At 69.4% G+C, this 17,988-nt stretch carries 16 protein-coding genes; 10 read left to right on the top strand and 6 right to left on the bottom strand.

The genetic code is table 11. The features are described from left to right. The first annotated feature begins 56 nt into the window (after positions 1–56). Genes AB0B91_RS26020 through AB0B91_RS26010 form a run of 3 tightly spaced genes read left to right on the top strand, consistent with a single transcriptional unit; the run spans position 57 to position 3,123 of the window. Positions 57–1,070: an ABC transporter permease gene (locus AB0B91_RS26020; protein WP_214636344.1), complete on the top strand. Its 1,014-nt coding sequence runs from the start codon at positions 57–59 to the stop codon at positions 1,068–1,070. Next, entirely contained in the window at positions 1,067–2,101 is a 1,035-nt protein-coding gene (locus AB0B91_RS26015) for an ABC transporter ATP-binding protein (RefSeq protein ID WP_358324491.1), read from the top strand. The genes AB0B91_RS26020 and AB0B91_RS26015 overlap by 4 nt, the downstream gene beginning before the upstream one ends. Next, positions 2,098–3,123, top strand: a complete 1,026-nt coding sequence (locus tag AB0B91_RS26010; protein WP_358324488.1) for a dipeptide ABC transporter ATP-binding protein — start codon at positions 2,098–2,100, stop codon at positions 3,121–3,123. The genes AB0B91_RS26015 and AB0B91_RS26010 overlap by 4 nt, the downstream gene beginning before the upstream one ends. 62 nt (positions 3,124–3,185) lie before the next feature. Here the strand turns inward: AB0B91_RS26010 and AB0B91_RS26005 are convergent, their stop codons facing one another. From AB0B91_RS26005 to AB0B91_RS25995, 3 genes are all read right to left on the bottom strand, one after another. Continuing rightward, positions 3,186–3,869 carry a response regulator transcription factor gene (locus AB0B91_RS26005; RefSeq protein ID WP_219528487.1) on the bottom strand — a complete coding sequence of 228 codons (684 nt, stop codon included), beginning with the start codon at positions 3,867–3,869 and terminating at the stop codon, positions 3,186–3,188. Further along, entirely contained in the window at positions 3,866–5,023 is a 1,158-nt protein-coding gene (locus AB0B91_RS26000) for a sensor histidine kinase (protein ID WP_358324484.1), read from the bottom strand. Before AB0B91_RS26000 ends, AB0B91_RS26005 begins: the two co-directional genes overlap by 4 nt. 79 nt (positions 5,024–5,102) lie before the next feature. Then, on the bottom strand, positions 5,103–5,963 hold the full coding sequence (locus tag AB0B91_RS25995; protein WP_358324481.1) for a RecB family exonuclease: 861 nt from the start codon (positions 5,961–5,963) through the stop codon (positions 5,103–5,105). 156 nt (positions 5,964–6,119) lie between these two features. On the opposite strand from AB0B91_RS25995, the gene AB0B91_RS25990 reads away from it, so the two are divergent. Continuing rightward, the gene (locus tag AB0B91_RS25990) at positions 6,120–7,214 is read left to right on the top strand and encodes a site-2 protease family protein (protein WP_358324478.1); all 1,095 of its coding nucleotides are present in this window, start codon (positions 6,120–6,122) and stop codon (positions 7,212–7,214) included. Positions 7,215–7,552: 338 nt separating this feature from the next. Further along, complete coding sequence (locus tag AB0B91_RS25985) at positions 7,553–9,013, top strand: FHA domain-containing protein (protein ID WP_358324475.1); 1,461 nt, start codon at positions 7,553–7,555, stop codon at positions 9,011–9,013. A 416-nt stretch (positions 9,014–9,429) separates the two neighbouring features. On the opposite strand, the gene AB0B91_RS25980 is transcribed toward AB0B91_RS25985, so the two are convergent. Then, positions 9,430–9,939, bottom strand: a complete 510-nt coding sequence (locus AB0B91_RS25980; protein WP_358324472.1) for a gluconokinase — start codon at positions 9,937–9,939, stop codon at positions 9,430–9,432. A gap of 117 nt (positions 9,940–10,056) precedes the next feature. Here AB0B91_RS25980 and AB0B91_RS25975 point away from each other — a divergent pair, with 117 nt between their 5' ends. Next, entirely contained in the window at positions 10,057–10,758 is a 702-nt protein-coding gene (locus AB0B91_RS25975) for an FCD domain-containing protein (RefSeq protein WP_358324470.1), read from the top strand. 350 nt (positions 10,759–11,108) lie between these two features. Here AB0B91_RS25975 and AB0B91_RS25970 read toward each other — a convergent pair whose 3' ends face one another. Continuing rightward, entirely contained in the window at positions 11,109–11,606 is a 498-nt protein-coding gene (locus AB0B91_RS25970) for a hypothetical protein (RefSeq protein WP_358324467.1), read from the bottom strand. Between the two features lie 131 nt (positions 11,607–11,737). Continuing rightward, complete coding sequence (locus AB0B91_RS25965; RefSeq protein WP_358324464.1) at positions 11,738–12,793, bottom strand: GNAT family N-acetyltransferase; 1,056 nt, start codon at positions 12,791–12,793, stop codon at positions 11,738–11,740. A gap of 91 nt (positions 12,794–12,884) precedes the next feature. Between AB0B91_RS25965 and AB0B91_RS25960 the strand changes: the two genes are divergently transcribed. The 4 genes from AB0B91_RS25960 to AB0B91_RS25945 all read left to right on the top strand — a co-directional run bounded on the left by AB0B91_RS25960 (position 12,885) and on the right by AB0B91_RS25945 (position 17,982). After that, the gene (locus AB0B91_RS25960; protein WP_214636355.1) at positions 12,885–13,736 is read left to right on the top strand and encodes a tRNA (adenine-N1)-methyltransferase; all 852 of its coding nucleotides are present in this window, start codon (positions 12,885–12,887) and stop codon (positions 13,734–13,736) included. 204 nt (positions 13,737–13,940) lie between these two features. After that, complete coding sequence (arc, locus tag AB0B91_RS25955) at positions 13,941–15,704, top strand: proteasome ATPase (RefSeq protein ID WP_219528479.1); 1,764 nt, start codon at positions 13,941–13,943, stop codon at positions 15,702–15,704. A gap of 72 nt (positions 15,705–15,776) precedes the next feature. After that, a complete protein-coding gene (locus tag AB0B91_RS25950; protein WP_358324461.1) occupies positions 15,777–16,808 on the top strand; it encodes a pyridoxal-phosphate dependent enzyme in 1,032 nt (343 codons plus the stop codon). 76 nt (positions 16,809–16,884) lie between these two features. Continuing rightward, entirely contained in the window at positions 16,885–17,982 is a 1,098-nt protein-coding gene (locus tag AB0B91_RS25945) for an acyltransferase (protein WP_358324458.1), read from the top strand. The last annotated feature ends 6 nt before the right edge of the window (positions 17,983–17,988 follow it).

Here is a 17,988-nt window from a genome sequence, read left to right as displayed (position 1 = left end):
CAGGTGAAGGCTTCGGCGGCCGGGCCCACAAGGCCCGGCCGCCATAGCCGAGATCAGTGGCCACATACATCATCAGACGGTTGATAGCGGCCGTCATGCTGCTCTTCGTGGTGAGCATCGCGACGTTCGCCATCTTCTTTCTCGTCCCGCGGCTCGCCGGGATGTCCGCTGACGACCTCGCCTCCCGCTATGTGGGCAAGGCCGCCAACGATCAGATGATCCACGAGGCCGCCGTCAGGCTGGGCTTCAATGACCCGCTGGTCGTGCAGTACGGGCGGTTCGTGAAGGGCATCTTCCTCGGTGTGGACCGCAACTACGGTCCCGGCGTCGAGCACTGCCCCGCTCCGTGCTTCGGCTACTCCTACGTCACCCAGAACCCGGTGCTACCCGACCTGCTCGACCGGTTGCCGATCACGCTGTCGCTCGCGCTCGGCGCGGCCGTGGTGTGGGTGGTGTTCGGTGTCTCGACGGGCGTGCTGTCGGCGCTGCGGCGCGGCAGCTTCTTCGACCGCCTCTCGATGGGCGTGGCCCTGGCGGGCGTGTCGCTGCCCATCTTCTTCACCGGCATCGTGTCGCTGGCCATCTTCCGCGACCAGCTCGGCCTGGTCGGCGACGTCGCCGACTGGGTGCCGTTCTCGGAAGACCCGCTCACCTGGGCGAACAACCTCATCCTGCCGTGGGTGACGCTGGCCTTCCTGTACGCCGCCGGCTATGCCCGGCTCACCAGAGCAGGCATGCTGGAGACCATGTCGGAGGACTACATCCGCACGGCACGGGCCAAAGGACTGCCCGAACGCATGGTGGTCGTCAAACACGGCCTGCGCGCCACGCTCACGCCGGTGATGACCATGTTCGGCCTCGACCTGGGCCTGCTGCTCGGCGGCGCCGTGCTCACCGAGAGCACGTTCTCGCTGCCCGGCATCGGCAAGTACGCGGTCGACGCCATCAACAACAACGACCTTCCCCAGGTGATGGGCGTCACGCTGACCGCGGCGAGCTTCATCATCGTGGCCAATCTGATCGTCGACCTGCTCTACGCGGTGGTTGACCCGAGAGTGAGGCTGACGTGAGCGAGAGCGCCTTTCTCGACGTCAAGGACCTGAAGATCCACTTCTCGACCGACGACGGCGTGGTCAAGTCCGTCGACGGGCTGTCCTTCAGCCTCGAACGCGGCAAGACGCTGGGCATCGTCGGCGAGTCCGGTTCGGGCAAGTCGGTCACCAGCCTCGGCATCCTCGGCCTGCACCGCGGCAAGAACGCGCACGTCTCCGGCGAGATCTGGCTCGACGGCGAAGACCTCGTCACCGCCTCACAGGAGCACGTGCGCCGGCTGCGCGGCCGGAAGATGGCGATGATCTTCCAGGATCCGCTGTCGTCGATGCACCCGTTCTACACGGTGGGCGACCAGATCATCGAGGCGTACCGCATCCACCACAAGGTGTCCAAGAGCGTGGCCCGCAAGCACGCCATCGACATGCTGGGCCGGGTCGGCATCCCCGAGCCCAAGAGCCGGGTCGACTCCTACCCGCACGAGTTCTCGGGCGGCATGCGCCAGCGCGCCATGATCGCGATGGCGCTCTCGTGCGACCCCGAGCTGCTCATCGCCGACGAGCCGACCACCGCGCTCGACGTGACCGTGCAGGCGCAGATCCTCGACCTGATGCGTGACCTGCAGCGCGAGTTCAACTCCGCGCTGATCATCATCACCCACGACCTGGGCGTGGTGGCCGAGCTGTCCGACGACATCCTGGTCATGTACGCGGGCAAGTGCATCGAGTACGGCTCGGCCGACGACATCTTCTACCGGCCCGAGCACCCCTACACCTGGGGCCTGCTGGGCTCGATGCCCCGCCTCGACCGGGAGCCCACCGAACGGCTGCTGCCCGTCAAGGGCACCCCGCCGTCACTGATCAACGTGCCGTCGGGCTGCGCCTTCCACCCCCGCTGCCCCTACTCCGACCAGACCGACGGCCAGTCCAAGGCCGAGGTGCCGGCCCTGGCTCCGGCCGACCCGGGCCACCTGGTGCGCTGTCACCTGAGCAGGACGCAGCGGCGGACGCTGTGGGAGAACGAAGTCAAGCCAGTGCTGGAGACGCAGTGACCACCACGAACGAGCCGCTTCTTTCCGTCCAGGACCTGGAGAAGCACTTCCCGGTGACCAAGGGCCTGTTCAAGCGGCAGGTCGGGGCCGTCAAGGCGGTCGACGGGATCAGCTTCGACGTGTTCAAGGGTGAGACGCTCGGCCTGGTGGGGGAGTCGGGCTGCGGCAAGTCCACCACCGGCCGCCTGGTGACCAGGCTGCTGGAGCCGACCGGGGGCAAGGTCGTCTTCGAGGGCCAAGACATCACCCACATGCGCCAGGGCAAGCTCCGGCCGCTCCGTCGCGACATGCAGATGATCTTCCAGGATCCCTTCTCGTCGCTCAACCCCCGCCACACGGTCGGCACCATCGTCGGCGCCCCGTTCCGCATCCAGGGTGTGCAGACGGAGCACGGGATCAAGAAGGCCGTCCAGGACATCCTCGAACTGGTCGGCCTGAACCCGGAGCACTACAACCGCTACCCCCACGAGTTCTCGGGCGGCCAGCGCCAGCGCATCGGCATCGCCCGCACGCTTGCGCTGAAGCCCAAGCTGATCATCGCCGACGAGCCGGTCTCCGCGCTCGACGTCTCGATCCAGGCCCAGGTGGTCAACCTCCTGGAAGACCTGCAGAACGAGCTGGACCTCACCTACGTGGTCATCGCCCACGACCTGTCGGTGGTCCGCCACATCAGCGACAGGGTCGCGGTCATGTACCTCGGCAAGATCGTGGAAATAGCCGACCGCAAGAGCCTGTACAGCGTCCCCATGCACCCCTACACCAACGCGTTGCTGTCGGCGGTGCCGATCCCGGACCCCAAGGCCCGCGCGAAGAGCGAGCGCATCAGGCTTTCGGGCGACGTGCCGAGCCCGCTCAACCCGCCCCCGGCCTGCCGCTTCCACACCAGGTGCTGGAAGGCCCAGGACATCTGCAAGACGGTGGAGCCGCCGCTGGAGCAGCTCGCCAGCGGTCACCAGGTGGCCTGCCACTTCCCGGAGAACGCCCCCGAAACGGCGACGAAGACGGCCGCCGCGACACCCTGACGCCGCACCCCGGGCATGGTCGGCGGCACCCCGCCGCCGACCGTGCGGATCAGGCGTCCAGATCAGGAAACGCCGCCCGGCGTGGCCAGGCCGGTCTCATAGGCGAGGACGACCGCCTGCACGCGGTCGCGCAGGCCCAGCTTGGTGAGCACATTGCCGACGTGCGTCTTGACGGTCGTCTCGCTGACCACCAGCTTCCTGGCGATCTCCGCGTTGGACATCCCCTTGGCGATCAGCCGCAGCACCTCCAGCTCCCGCTCGGTCAGCCGGTCGAGCCGGGCCGGGGTCGCCTGCTCGTACGCCGACGGCAGCCGTTTCGCGAACCGGTCCAGCAGCCGGCGGGTCACGCTCGGCGCCACGATCGCGTCGCCCGCCGCCACCACCCGGATCGCCTGCACCAGCTCGTCCGGCGGCACGTCCTTCAGCAGGAACCCGGACGCCCCGGCCCGCAGCGCCTCCACGATGTACTCGTCCAGGTCGAACGTCGTCAGCACCAGCACCTTCGGCACGTGCGCCGTCGGCGCAGCCTCACGCACGATCCTGCGCGTCGCCTCGATGCCGTCGACCCCGGGCATCCGGATGTCCATCAGCACCACGTCGGGCAGCAGCGCCCGCGTCTGCTCCTGCGCGTCCTTGCCGTCACCGGCCTGCCCCACCACCGTGAGGTCGGGCTCGGCCTCGAGTATCAGGCGGAACCCGGTGCGCAGCAGCGGCTGGTCGTCCACCAGCAGCACTCTGATCGTCATGGTGAGTCCTTCAACGGAAACCTCGCGCGCACCTCGAAACCGCCCCCCGGTCGCGGACCGATGCTGAGGATTCCACCATAGAGGGCAACTCGCTCACGAATGCCCACCAAACCATGCCCTGGCTGCCCAGAAAGGCCCGCCGCACCCCGCCCGTCGTCCTCCACCCGCACGTCCAGCTCACGCGGATCATGTCGTACGGTCACCACGGCCTTGGCGCCCGGCCCCGCGTGCCGCAGGCTGTTCGTCAGACCCTCCTGAATCAGCCGGTAGGCAGCCAGATCAACCCCGGCGGGGATCGGCCGGGCATCGCCCTCGACCGACAGCCGCGTGGCCAGCCCCGCCTCCCGCATCTGCTCCACCAGCGCCGGCAGGTCCTGCATCCCCGGCTGCGGCCCCAGCTCGGCACGGGCGTCGGTGCGCAGCACGCCCACGATGTTGCGCATCTCGGTCATCGCCATCCGGCCCGTGTGCTCGATCGCCGACAGCGCCTCGCGCGCCAGATCGGGATCGGAGGCGAGCACCCGGCGCGCGGCCGCCGCCTGCACCGTCATCACGCTCACGTGATGGGCCACGACGTCGTGCAGCTCGCGGGCGATCCTCGACCGCTCCTCGGCCCGCGCGGCCCGCGTGTCGGCCGCGGAGGCGCGCTCCAGACGGGCCGCACGGTCCTTCAGCTCCTCCAGATAGGCGCGGCGCAGCCGCAGGCTCCGCCCGGCCCCCCAGACCGCCAGGAGCACGATGAGCACCACCAGGTGCTCACTCCAGTTGCGGCCGGTGATCGGAGTCACCGTCCCGGCGAGCGCGTAGGCGAGGAACGAGATCAGCAGCGCGCCCAGCGCCATGGCCAGCCCGCGGTAGGACGCCACCGAGTACAGCAGCACCAGCCCCGCCACACCCGCCGCACCGGCGCCATAGCCGAGCGCGGTCAGCAGGGTCTCGGGCACCAGCCCGGCGCACAGACCCGCCAGCGGCCAGCGCCTGCGCACCGCGACCGGCGCGCACGCCAGCGCCACCAGCACGGCGCCGAACGGGTCGGCGCCCCGCATCCCGTCGATCGCCAGCCCGCCCGGCTCCAGCCAGGCCGAGTCGGAATAGAGGAAGAGCCCGACCGAGGCCGCCGCCAGCACCACGGCGAGCACTGTGTCGTGGAACATGGCCCGGTCGATGCGCACGCTTCACTGTAGGCCCAGGTGAAAGCCCGGAACCTCCTCCCAGGGGAGGAGAGCCGGCCTCCTACAACTCGTCCGTGGCCGCCCGCCGGTTGCTCCTGACCGTGTCGCCCGGCTGCCGGTCGGGCACCGGCGGCGGCGTGCCGCCGAACTCCGGGCAGAGCGCCTGATAGTCGCACCAGTCGCACAGCCGGCTGCGCCGCGCCCGCCACTCACCCGACTCCAGCGACCGCTCGATCGCCGTCCACAGCGCCCGCACCTTGCGCTCGGTGGCCAGCAGGTCATCCTCGTCGGGCGCGTAACGCAGCACCTCGCCGCCGCCACCCAGGTAGACCAGCTGCAGCAGCCTGGGCACCGAGCCACGCAGCCGCCACAGCACCAGCGCGTAGAACTTCATCTGGAACAGCGCCTTGGCCTCGAAGTCGGGGCCCGGCGCGCTGCCGGTCTTGTAGTCGACGACCCGCACCTCGCCGGTCGGCGCCACGTCGAGCCGGTCGACGTAGCCGCGCAGCATGAGGCCGCCGTCGAGGACCGCCTCCACATAGAGCTCCCGCTCGGCGGGCTCCAGCCGCGTCGGGTCCTCCAGCGTGAAATAACGCTCCAGCATCGATCGTGCCTGAGACAGCCAGGTCGCCTGCTCGGCGTCGTCGGCGAACATCTCCGCGTAGTGGGGGTCGTCGGCCAGCAGCCGCTCCCACTGGGGCGCCAGCAGCTCCAGCGCCGCCTCCACCGACCGGCGCGGCGCGGGCAGGTCGTACAGTCGCTCCAGGACCGCGTGGATCACCGTGCCGCGCACGGCGGCCGGTGAGGGCTTCTCCGGCAACTGGTCGATCACGCGGAAGCGGTAGAGCAGCGGACAGGTCATGAAGTCGCCCGCCCGGGAGGGGGAGAGGGCTCCGATGATCACCGGTTCGGTCAACGTCATGCACCGCACTCTAGGTCAAGAGCCCGACAGAATAGGGGCCGCGAAGCGGGGATCACCCTATCCGGCGCGTAGCATCAAGGCAGCGACAGCACGTATTGGACGGCAAGGAGCGCGGTGAGCGAGCAGAGCCCGCAGCAAGAATTTTCCGGTCTTCGGATGGGAAAGCCGTTCGGCATCCCGGTCTACGTGTCGTGGACGTGGTTCATCGTCGCGGCCTTCATCACCTGGATGTTCGGTGACCGGGTGCGCGCCATGCTGCCCGAGCTCGACGCCACCGCCGCCTACGCCGTCGCCTTCGTCTTCGCCGTCCTCCTCTACGTCTCGGTCCTGCTGCACGAGCTGGCCCACAGCGTGCTGGCCAAGTCGTACGGCCTGCCGGTCCGCCGGATCACCCTCTACCTCCTCGGCGGCGTGTCGGAGATCGAGAAGGAGCCGCCGACCCCCGGCAAGGAGTTCATGGTCGCGGCCGCCGGCCCCGCCCTCTCGCTCGGCCTGGCCGGGATCGGCCTGGCCGCCGACGTCTACCTGGTCAACGGGGGCGGCATCCCCGAGGTGCTGATCTGGCAGCTCTGGGTGGCCAACCTCATCGTCGGCGTGTTCAACCTGCTGCCCGGACTACCGCTCGACGGCGGCCGGATGCTGCGCGCCGGAGTCTGGAAGCTGACCAGCAACGCCGGCTCCGGCACCGTCGCCGCCGCCTGGGGCGGCAGGGTGCTGGCCGTGCTGCTGGTCGTGTCGCCGTTCGCCATGTCGCTGATGAGCGGGCAGGAAGTCGACCCCCGCGACCTGCTCTGGCCGCTGGTGCTGGCCTCCTTCATCTGGCTCGGCGCCACCCAGTCGCTGCGCGTGGCCCGCATCCGCGCCAGGATCCCGCAGGTCAACGCGCGCACCCTGGCCCGCAGAGCGATCCCCGTCGCCGCCGAGACCCCGCTGTCGGAGGCGCTGCGCCAGGCCGCCGAGAAGCGGGCCGGCGCCCTCGTCGTCGTCGACCACGAGGGCCGCCCCGTCGCGATCGTGCACGAGGCGTCCGTCCAGGCCACCCCCGAGCACCGCCGCCCCTGGGTGAACGCCGGCTCCATGGCCAAGTCCCTGGAGCCGTCCATGGTGCTGGCCGCCGACCTGACGGGGGAGGCGCTCATCGACGCCATGCGCGAGGCCCCCGCCGGCGAATACCTGCTCGTGGAGCGCGGCGGCGAGATCTACGGCGTGCTCGCCACGGCCGACGTCAACCGCGTCTTCAGCGGCGTCTGATTTGTCCCACTCGTATATGCGGCAGCCCCCGGCTAGTGTCGTGTCCAGTGATCAGGCGATTCCGGATCGCACCTGGCGGTTCGAGGATGCGACGACTGGCCGATAGTGTTCTGTTTGGCCTACTCGCACACTTGAGAGGTTTGTTGCGGTCCACCGGTTCACCGAATCGAGACGGGGCGGCCGCGACACCGCCTCGCCGTATGGGGTATGCGTATGGCTGGTGGCCGTCACGGCAGTGCGGATGCCGTGATACCGCCGGCTTCCGGGGAGGAGAGTTGAGTGACCGAGCGCAGCGAGGGCACAGATGAGCGCAGCGCGGTCATCATGAAGGAGGAGTCATGACGGGCCAGGGCTTCGGGGCGGTGCGTCCGCTTCCCGGAGATGGGCTGGTCGCCTATCTGGGCGGGCTGTTGCTGGTGTGCGACGCGGCCGAGGCCGCGGCCGACGAACTTCTCAAGGCACTGCGCGAGACGGCCGACGCCGGGGGCGACGGCCGGGCGCTGGCCAGGCGCGCCGCCCAGGTGCTCGCGGCCAACATGACCGGCGACCCCGCTGACTGCGCGGTCGCGGGACCGGTCGGCGACGGCGTGGCCGTCCTGGTCAGCGGCTCCGCGTCGGCCACGGTCACCACCGCGTCCGGTGAGACCCGGCTGGCCGGTAGCGACTCGCTGACCTGGGCCGACCGGCTCATCAACGGGCCGGTCCATCGCGTCCGGCTGAGCCTGCCCGGCGGCGGCGAGCCGCACCCCGCGGTCCAGTTCGACGGCGGCGTGGTGCACGGCGGCGGGCTGGTGGGCGACTTCGGCGACGTCCCCGAGCGGGCCCCGGCGCAGTCCAGGCCATTGACCAGCGAGCTGCCCAACACGGCTCTGCACTTCGAGCCCGAGCTGGTGGTGCCGCCTCCGGTGCAGATGGCACCTTATCCACTGTCGGGCAACGACCAGCCCGCCACGCCCTCGGGACCGCAGCCGTCCTCAGGCCCTCTGTTCAACCCCCAGCCTCCGTCCGGGCCTCAGCCGCAGCCCGTGCTGGAGCAGCCGCCGTTCCTGTCGGCGGTCCCCGACCCACCGCCCCCGGCCGAGCAGCCGAGCGGGTTCCCGACCTACGACGAGCCCGCGCCGGCGCTCTCGGGCAACGGCACGATGCCGGAGCAGTACGAGCAGCCCGCCTCTCCCTACGACCAGCCACGCGATGCGTACGACCAGCCGCGTGAGCAGTTCGACCAGCCCCGCGAGCACTTCGAGCAACCACGCGAGCACTTCGAGCAGCCTCGGGAGCTGTTCGAACAGCCGCCGCCTCCGCCCGCCCAGGAGGAGCACGGCGACCGGCAGCTCGTCTACGGGGTCGACTGCAAGAACGACCACTTCAACGACCCTCGCGTGCCCTACTGCGCGGTCTGCGGCATCGCGCTCGTCCAGCGCACCCTCGTGCCGTACAAGGGGCCACGGCCCCCGCTCGGCGTCCTCATCCTTGACGACGGCACCGCGCTGCCGCTGGAGAGCGACTACCTCCTGGGACGCGACCCCGAGCGCGCGCCGGAGGTGGCGGGCGGCACGGCCAGGCCCGCCAAGGTGACCAGCCCCGACGGCTCGGTGTCCCGCAGGCACCTGCGGGTGGCGCTCGACGGCTGGGACGTCAACCTGGTCGACCTCGGCTCGGTCAACGGCACCCAGATCCAGCCGCCCGGCGACCCGAACTTCTACGACATCCCGCCCAACGAACCCGTCACCATCGTCCCGGGCACCACCGTTCGCGTCGGCGTCTCCCGCACCATGCGTTTCGAGGCCCACCGGGGTTGAGCCCTCTTCCGGAACGCCCGCTCTCCTCTGGGGGTGCGGGCGTTCTTTCGTGAGTCGCTGCTGTGCGGGCGGGCGGTGTTTCTACGCATACGCCGGGCATCGGTCACCCGCCTTCCCGGGGACCCGCCCCCGGTCACCTGCCTCCCCGGGGATCCGGCCCCCGGGTCACCCGCCTCCTTGGGCGCAAGCTCGCTGGGGACCTGCCCTCGGCTACCCACCGACCAGGGCTGAGGGCCTTCAGGGGGCAGCCTTCAACTCTGCCATGCCGGGGTGGCGGCCGGGCGCTGCGGGGCATCCCGCTCACGACGTAGTGGCGCGCTTGCCTGGGTGTCGCATCGCTGAGGGCCGCGCGGGCCCCTGCTTCCGGGAGGCGCCTCGGACATGGCCGGGGCGTTGTGAGCGTGCCGGGGGTGTGGTCAGGATGCCGTGCGGGTGAGGTAGGCGTCCACGAGGTCGTCGACCGGGAGGGACAGGTCGAGCGCGAGGCCGCGTTCGTCGGGGCTGAGCGGTTCGAGCGCCGCGAACTGGGAGGCCACCAGCGATTCGGGCATGAAGTGCCCGGACCGGCCGGCCACCCGTTTCCTGATCATGTCGACGTCGCCGTCGAGGTGCAGGAAGCTCACCTCGGGCGCGGCCTCCCGCAGCAGGTCGCGGTAGCGGCGCTTCAGCGCGGAACAGCCCGTCACGGCCCCGGTGGCGGCGTGCTCGGCGAGCCAGGCGCCCACCGAGCGCAGCCACGGCAGCCGGTCGGTGTCGTCGAGGGGTGTTCCGGCGGACATCTTGGCGACGTTCGCCGGGCTGTGGAAGTCGTCGGCGTCGGCGAACGGCACCCCGAGGCGTTCGGCGAGCGCGGCACCGACCGTGGACTTGCCGGATCCCGTCACCCCCATCACGACGATGAGTGGCGGGCGGCCTGCGTCGTCCATACGGGGGAACCTCTCGAGCTCGGCTGCGCGCCAGACTAGACAATTAACATCATATCAACCAAGCGGGACCGGCGAATAAATCATACTTTTGGCGCCGATTCGTGTGAGGATAAGGCTGTGGGAGTCGCGGACGAGAGCCTGCACGGCGCCGTGCTCGGCAAGCTGGGCGCCCTCGTGGTCGCGGGCGAGTACGCCGCCGGGCAGGTGCTCAGGACCGAGCAGCTGGAGGCCCGGTTCGGGGTGTCACGCACGGTCGTGCGCGAGGCCGTACGCGTGCTGGAGTCCATGGGCCTGGTCAGCAGCCGCCGGCGCGTCGGCGTCACGGTGTCGGCCCGCGCCTCATGGAACCTGTTCGACCCGCGCGTCATCCGCTGGCGGCTCGACAGCGGCGAACGCGAATCGCTGCTCCGCTCCCTGTCCGAGCTCCGCCTCGGCGTCGAACCCGTAGCGGCCGCCCTCGCCGCCGCCCACGCCACGCCCGAGCAGTGCGGCCGGTTGACCGAGGCGGTCATGCGGATGGCCGTCCACGGCAGGGCCGGCGACCTGGAGCCCTACCTGGCCGCCGACATCGTCTTCCACCGCACGCTGCTCGAGGCCTCGGGCAACGACATGTTCGCCGGCCTCTCCACGGTGGTGGCGGAGGTGCTGGCGGGCCGTACGCACCACCGGCTGATGCCGGCCTTCCCGGAGCCGGCGGCGATCCGCCGGCACGCGGAGGTCGCCCAGGCGGTCCAGGCCGGTGACCCCGCGGAGGCGCGACGCGCGATGCGCGACATCGTCGAGGAGGCGACGCACGCCATGCTCGGCTCCGACGGCTGAGGCGCCGATTCTCCCGATGCCGGATCAGGCGCCCGATGCGCTATTGATGATGGGCACTCGCCGTTCTGCGGGGCGGCACGATGCCCATTCATCGCCGATTGTGGAGGACGCACCCATGTACGAACTAGACGGTCCGTATAAGTCGGTTCCGGCCCGATCCGGCTGTTATTAGACCAGCCGGGCGCGGTGTCCAGGTTCTGCAGAGTATTGATCACCGGGGTGGCGCTGAGCAGCGCGGACAGTGAGGATCCGAGGCTCCGACCAAGGTGTGCGAAAGCACGCGTCAGCGCACTTCTAATCATTTTTAGGTAAATATCGCAAAAAGGCGGTCAGGTCTACCACGGCGCCACTCAAACGCGAGGAAAAGCCTGAACGCCGCGTAACAGGCGTACCGCGGCCTCCAGCCCGTTGGCGGCCTCCAAGGCCCGGCCCGCGGCGGTGGCGAAGCGGCTCAGCAGGTGCTCGTCCGGGTCCCCGAACCGGCGCCCCGCCACCCACAGGAACGCGTGGTCCCTCGTGGCGAGCGGCAGCGGCATGGCCAGGAAACCCGGCTCGCCCATCGACGGATCCGGCACGATCAACACCGGGCCGGACGCCGAGACGAGCGTCTTGAGCACCCCCGACTCCTCCAGCCACGGGCGTACCCGCAGCGGATCGACCGGGGGCGCGTGCACGTGGACGGCGTGGGCGACCTCCCGAAGAGCGTCCACCCGGACGAATCCCGCGTAGGCCGTTCCGGTGACCGCGGCGGCGGTCCGGCTCAGCCTGTCGATCAGTCCCGCGGAGTCCAGGCAGGAGAACGAGGCGATGAGTTCACGCATGGCGACGTCGACACGGTTGTAAGGCATCGCTGTATCCCTCGGCGGAGGGGAGAAAGAGATCGCGCGGCCCGATCACGCGTATCTCAGGGGCGGTGACCCTGAGTCTCGCCGTCGGCGTGTCACTTGACCAGCCCCCAACTGGAAATCGGAATTTTCAGTCACCGGGGACGCAGACGGAGCCACTCCAGCTCGTCCGCCCGGGTTCCGTCCTCCCTGGGGAACAGCTCCCGGTGCGTCGACTCCCGGACGAACCCGGCCCGCTCCAGCACCTGCTGCGAGGGCTTGTTGCCCAAGTCGGTCCCGGCCACGATCCGGTGCAGCGCGGTGTTGGCGAACGCCCAGTCCACCAGCAGCCGCACGGCCCGCGTCATGAACCCCCTGCCCCTGAACTCCGGCAGCAGCGAATAGCCGATCATGCCCTGCCCGATCATCGGCTGCACCTGCACCAGTTGCAGGTGCCCCGCGAACTCCCCGGACACGGCGTCCCTGATCGCCAGCTCGACCCGCTGCCCGGACACCCACCAGTAGCCGGTGTAGCGGCAGCGCCGCTCGTTGTCCGCCAACGTCGTGCGCGGTCCGAACGCGTAGGCGGCCACGCTCGGCTCCCCCATCATCCGGTGGAAGTCGGCGGCGTCGGCCACCTCCATCGGCGCCAGTCGCACCACCCCGTCGCTCAGCTCGCCGCCGTCGAAGAACGGCAGGTACGGCTCGGCCGCCACGCCGGGGTCGCGCCGGATCCTGGCGAGCGTGATGATGTCGGTGCGGTGCCCGTCACGCATGACCTTGGCGTCACGCCTGCGCCCCTCCTCCTGGAAACCGGCCTTGAAGGCGACCCGCAGGCTGGCGATGTTCTCCACCGCGGCGCTCAGCTCCACGCGCTCGACGCCATGGTCGAACAGCCAGTCGGTCACCGCCCGCGTCGCCGTGGTCACCACGCCCTTGCCGCGTGCCCACGGCGCGGCCAGATAGCCGATCTCGGCCACGCCCCAGGGATCGGGCGGCCGGACGCCGATGGCGCCGACGTAGTGGCCGTTCTCGGTGATCGTGAACTCGGCGCCGCCCTCCGCCCACTTCGCCTCCGCCGCACGCAGGTAGTCACGCGCGTCCTGCAACGTGTACGGCGACGGCAGCACGTACAGGAACCGGGCCGTCACCGGGTCGTCACACGCGCGCACGATCGCCTCGGCGTCGGAATCGGCGGGGCGTCGCAACACCAGGGAACCTGTAGAGATCACTTCGCGCGGAAACATCCCTCATAGATATCGCGCGTCGAGGCGTGCTCGAAAGCCCTATAACCTTGCGGCCATGGGTTTCCGCAGGCATGGGCCGTTTCAGGCGGGGGATCAGGTGCAGCTCACCGACCCCAAGAACAAGCGCCACACGATCACGCTCAAAGAGGACGGCGTCTTCCACACGCACAAGGGCGCCATCCCTCATAGCGAGCTGATCGGGCAGCCCGAAGGCTCCGTGGTGCGCTCCTCCGGCGGTACCCAATACCTCGCGTTCCGCCATCTGCTCCAGGACTACACTCTGGCCATGCCGCGCGGCGCCGCGGTGATCTACCCCAAGGACGCCGCGCAGATCGTCGGCATGGCCGACATCTTCCCCGGCGCCCGGGTGATCGAGGCCGGCGTCGGCTCCGGCGCGCTGACCTGCTTCCTGCTGCGCGCCGTCGGACCCGAGGGCCACGTCACCTCCTACGAGCGGCGCGAGGAGTTCGCCGACGTCGCGCGCAAGAACGTGGAGAAGTTCTACGGCGGCTCCATGGACGACACCTGGCGGCTCGTCGTCGGCGACCTGGTCGCCTCGATCGACGAGGTGGACGTCGACCGCGTCATCCTCGACATGCTCGCCCCGTGGGAGTGCGTGGACGCCGCCGCCAAGGCCCTCACACCGGGCGGGGTCATCTGCTGTTACGTGGCCACGACCACCCAGATGTCCAAGACCGTCGAGGCGATTCGGGATCACGGGAGTTTCACGGAGCCTCATGCGTGGGAGACCCTGGTTCGCGACTGGCATGTCGAAGGGCTCGCCGTAAGACCGGATCATCGGATGATCGGCCACACCGGGTTCCTCGTCAGCGCCCGCCGCATGGCGGACGGCGTGGCGCCGCCGCCACGCCGTCGACGACCGAAGGGGACCACCGAGGAACTATGACAATTTGGCTACGAGGCCGCGTTGGTGCGTGACACGGGAACAGATCGTCGTGTTCAGATGCTGGCACTGTTAAACGCACTATTAGGGATTATTCGCCGAACACAGATTGTCACACGACGAACACTGCCCGGCCAGGTTACGGAGGGGCCCGAGATAGGTAAGGTCCTAAGTAGTCGCCCTCGACTGGGAAGGAGGTGACGGGGCGTGGCAGCTCGCGATGATGCTGAGGCTCGAGCCGCGCAGCGCGAACGGGAGGTCGCTGATCTTTCAACACAGGTCTCCTTCCTCCAAGAGGAGATCACCGCGCTGAGGCGGAAGCTGGCCGAGTCACCCCGTCAGGCCAGAGTCCTTGAAGAGCGTCTCCACGAGGCGCAGGCGAACCTCGCGGCCGTCACCGGCCAGAACGAGCGCCTGGTCGCCACACTCAAGGAGGCCAGGGACCAGATCGTTGCCCTCAAGGAAGAAGTCGACCGGCTGGCGCAGCCGCCATCCGGGTTCGGCACCTTCCTCGAGGCCAGAGAAGACGGCACGATCGAGGTGTTCACCGGCGGCCGCAAGCTGCGGGTGAACGTCAGCCCCGCCGTCGACGTCGAGTCGCTCAGCCGTGGCCAGGAGGTCATGCTGAACGAGGCGCTCAACGTGGTCGAAGCCCTCGGCTACGAAGAGGTCGGCGAGATCGTGATGCTCAAGGAGCTCCTCGACCAGGGGCAGCGCGCACTGGTCATCTCGCACGCCGACGAGGAGCGCGTGGTGCGGCTCGCCGAGTCACTGGTCGGGCAGCCGATCAGGGCGGGCGACTCGCTGCTGCTCGAACCCCGCTCGGGCTACGTCTACGAGCGGATCCCCAAGTCCGAAGTCGAAGAGCTCGTGCTCGAAGAGGTCCCCGACATCTCCTACGAGGAGATCGGTGGCCTCATGAGGCAGATCGAGCAGATCAGGGACGCCATCGAGCTGCCCTACCTGCACGCCGACCTGTTCCGCGAGCACAAGCTGCGCCCGCCCAAGGGCGTTCTGCTCTACGGCCCGCCCGGCTGTGGCAAGACGCTCATCGCCAAGGCTGTCGCCAACTCCCTGGCCAAGCAGGTCGCGGAGCGCACCGGCCAGGAAGGCAAGAGCTTCTTCCTCAACATCAAGGGCCCCGAGCTGCTCAACAAGTACGTCGGCGAGACCGAGCGGCACATCCGCCTGGTCTTCCAGCGGGCTCGTGAGAAGGCCTCAGAGGGCACCCCGGTGATCGTGTTCTTCGACGAGATGGACTCGATCTTCCGCACCCGAGGCTCCGGTGTCTCCTCGGACGTCGAGAACACCATCGTTCCCCAGCTGCTGTCGGAGATCGACGGCGTCGAGGGACTGGAAAATGTCATCGTCATCGGCGCCTCCAACCGCGAGGACATGATCGACCCGGCGATCCTGCGGCCCGGCCGCCTGGACGTCAAGATCAAGATCGAGCGGCCGGACGCCGAGGCGGCGAAGGACATCTTCTCCAAGTACCTCATCGCCGAGCTCCCGCTGCACCCCGAGGACCTCTCGGAGCACAGCGGCTCCCGCGAGGCCACCATTCACGGCATGATCCAGAGCGTCGTGGAGCGCATGTACACCGAGAGCGAAGAGAACCGCTTCCTCGAGGTGACTTACGCCAACGGCGACAAGGAAGTCCTCTACTTCAAGGACTTCAACTCCGGCGCGATGATCCAGAACATCGTCGACCGGGGCAAGAAGATGGCCATCAAGCAGTTCCTGGAGAGCGGCCAGAAGGGCCTGCGGGTGCAGCACCTGCTCACGGCCTGCGTGGATGAGTTCTCCGAGAACGAGGACCTGCCCAACACCACCAACCCGGACGACTGGGCCCGCATCTCCGGCAAGAAGGGCGAGCGGATCGTCTACATCCGCACGCTCGTGTCGGGCAAGCAGGGCGCGGAGGCGGGTCGGTCCATCGACACCGTCGCCAACACCGGCCAGTACCTGTAAGAGGCTGCTGAGAAGGGCCGCGCGGATCTCCGCGCGGCCCCTTTTCACGTCCGGCTTCGTACGATGATCCCCATGAGCACGAGCTGGCTGAACCCCGCCCGCACGCCGTACACCGAGCGAGACCGTGCCCTCATCGGTGTCGAGCACGCCCGCCAGGCCCGCGCCCACTTCGAGACCCACCGCCGCTACCGGCCCACCCCGCTCCACCTCCTGCCCGCCCTGGCCCGCGCGGCGGGAGCCGGGATCGTCGGCGTCAAGGACGAGAGCGGGCGGCTCGGGCTCGGCAGCTTCAAGGCGCTCGGCGGCGCGTACGCCGTGCACCGCCTCGTCCAGCGCGGCCAGGCCGACGCGAGCACCACCTTCGTCTGCGCCAGCGCGGGCAACCACGGGCTGTCCGTCGCCGCCGGGGTGCGCGAGATCGGCGGCACCTTCGTCGTCTACCTCGGCCACGACGTCCCCGAACCCTTCGCCGACCGCCTGCGCGCCCTCGGCGCGGAGGTACGGCGCTGGGGCGGCGACTACGGCCAGAGCATGTTCGCCGCGCTCCAGGCCGCCGACGACAACGGATGGCAGCTCGTCTCCGACAGCTCGTGGGACGGCTACACCGCCATCCCCCTCGACGTCATGCGCGGCTACACCGTCCTGTTCGACGAACTGGCCGAGGCGCCCACCCACGTGTTCGTCCAGGCCGGAGTCGGCGGGCTCGCCGCCGCGGCCGCCGCGTACGTCCGCGACCGCTGGGGCGAACGGCCCGCCATCGTCGTCGTCGAACCCGAAGGCGCCCCCTGCCTGCTCGAAAGCGCCCGCGCCGGCGAACCCGTCCACGTCGAAGGCTCGCCCACGACGCTCGGCCGCCTGGACTGCCGTGAACCGTCCCTGATCGCCTACGAGCTCCTGTCCCACCTGGCCGACGCCTTCGTCACCATCACCGACGGCGAGGCCGCCGATGCCGCAGCCCGGCTGGCGGCCGAGGGCGTCTCCGTCTCGCCCTGCGGGGCTGCCGGGGCCGCAGGTCTGCTGGCACTCGACGCCGCCACCCGCCGGGCCCTCCACCTCGATTCGGATGCCCGGATCCTGCTCATCGGCACCGAGGGACCCGTGTGAAAATTGGGACCAACGGAACCAAAGTGATCGATGTGCCGTCCAACAGGGCGTGCAACCACCCAACCGGCCGAGGCACGTGCGAGGGGACGGCCGGCTGGCCGAGCTCGACCTGCTGCGGTTCGTCGCCGCTCTGGCGGTGCTCGCCTTCCACTACCTGATCGCGTTCGCCTCCGTCTGGGGAGACCGGCCCGCCGAGCTCTTCCCCGCCGTCGCCCCGATCGCGGGGCTCGGCATCCTCGGCGTCGAGCTGTTCTTCGTCATCAGCGGCTTCGTCATCCTCATGAGCGCGTGGGGGAGGGGGCTCGGGGCGTTCGCCTGGAGCAGGTTCGTCCGGCTCTACCCCGCCTACTGGATCAGCCTGGCCGCCGTCGCGGCTCTCTACGGCCTCACCGGCGCCAAGGCGCTCGACCCCAAGCTTTCGCCAGGGGAGTATCTGGTGAACGCCAGTATGTTCCAGCGTCTGTTCAAGGTCTTGGACGCCAGCGGTGTGTACTGGTCGCTCTGGGCCGAACTCCGCTTCTATCTGCTCATGGCCGTCCTCGTCATCATCGGCGTCACCTACGGCCGCGTCATGATCTTCGCCGGTCTCTGGCTGGCCGCCGCGCTCGGCGCCGAACTGCTCGGCAACGAGGTGCTCAACGAGATCGTCATGCCCCGCTACGCCCCCTACTTCGTCGCCGGCATGGCCCTCTACCTCGTCCACAAGAACCGCAACGCCGTGCTGCCCTGGCTCTACGTCGCCGGCGGCTATGTGCTGGCGGTCCACTCGGCGCTGGAACGCGTCCACGGCCGGATCAAGCTCGCCGGGATCAGGAGCATGCCCGTCAGCGACCTCAGCGTGATCATCACCATCACGCTCGTCTTCGCCGTCATGTCGCTCGTCGCGCTCGGCGCCTTCCGGCTGCGACCGTCCAGAACGCTCGCTGCGCTCGGCGCGACCACGTACCCGCTCTATCTCTTCCACTCCGTCGTCGGCGTCGCTCTCATCCCGCTCCTGGCCGCCAGAATGGCCCCCTGGGCCGCCGCCCTCACCACCACGCTCGCGGCCGTGCTCCTGTCCTATCTCGTTTACTCCCTTGCCGAACGCCCCATCCAGCGCCTCCTTAAGCCACGCAGACGTCCACAAACCCCACCAGCTTCCGCCGTAAATGTGGAAAAGGCTGCGGTGCCATAACTCTGT

Origin of the sequence: Nonomuraea sp. NPDC049141, from assembly GCF_040648415.1 — a bacterium.
Taxonomy (GTDB): domain Bacteria; phylum Actinomycetota; class Actinomycetes; order Streptosporangiales; family Streptosporangiaceae; genus Nonomuraea.
The sequence above is the reverse complement of the archived record's forward strand: the minus strand, read 5'-3'. Positions and strand labels throughout refer to the sequence as shown.

Excerpts from the sequence above, each read along its gene's own strand:
- AB0B91_RS25985 (WP_358324475.1), top strand. The coding sequence starts at position 7,553 with ATGACGGGCCAGGGCTTCGGGGCGGTGCGTCCGCTTCCCGGAGATGGG.
- AB0B91_RS25980 (WP_358324472.1), bottom strand. The coding sequence starts at position 9,939 with ATGGACGACGCAGGCCGCCCGCCACTCATCGTCGTGATGGGGGTGACG.
- AB0B91_RS25960 (WP_214636355.1), top strand. The coding sequence starts at position 12,885 with ATGGGTTTCCGCAGGCATGGGCCGTTTCAGGCGGGGGATCAGGTGCAG.
- AB0B91_RS25990 (WP_358324478.1), top strand. The coding sequence starts at position 6,120 with ATGGGAAAGCCGTTCGGCATCCCGGTCTACGTGTCGTGGACGTGGTTC.
- AB0B91_RS25970 (WP_358324467.1), bottom strand. The coding sequence starts at position 11,606 with ATGCCTTACAACCGTGTCGACGTCGCCATGCGTGAACTCATCGCCTCG.
- AB0B91_RS26000 (WP_358324484.1), bottom strand. The coding sequence starts at position 5,023 with ATGTTCCACGACACAGTGCTCGCCGTGGTGCTGGCGGCGGCCTCGGTC.
- AB0B91_RS25995 (WP_358324481.1), bottom strand. The coding sequence starts at position 5,963 with ATGACGTTGACCGAACCGGTGATCATCGGAGCCCTCTCCCCCTCCCGG.
- AB0B91_RS26005 (WP_219528487.1), bottom strand. The coding sequence starts at position 3,869 with ATGACGATCAGAGTGCTGCTGGTGGACGACCAGCCGCTGCTGCGCACC.
- AB0B91_RS25950 (WP_358324461.1), top strand. The coding sequence starts at position 15,777 with ATGAGCACGAGCTGGCTGAACCCCGCCCGCACGCCGTACACCGAGCGA.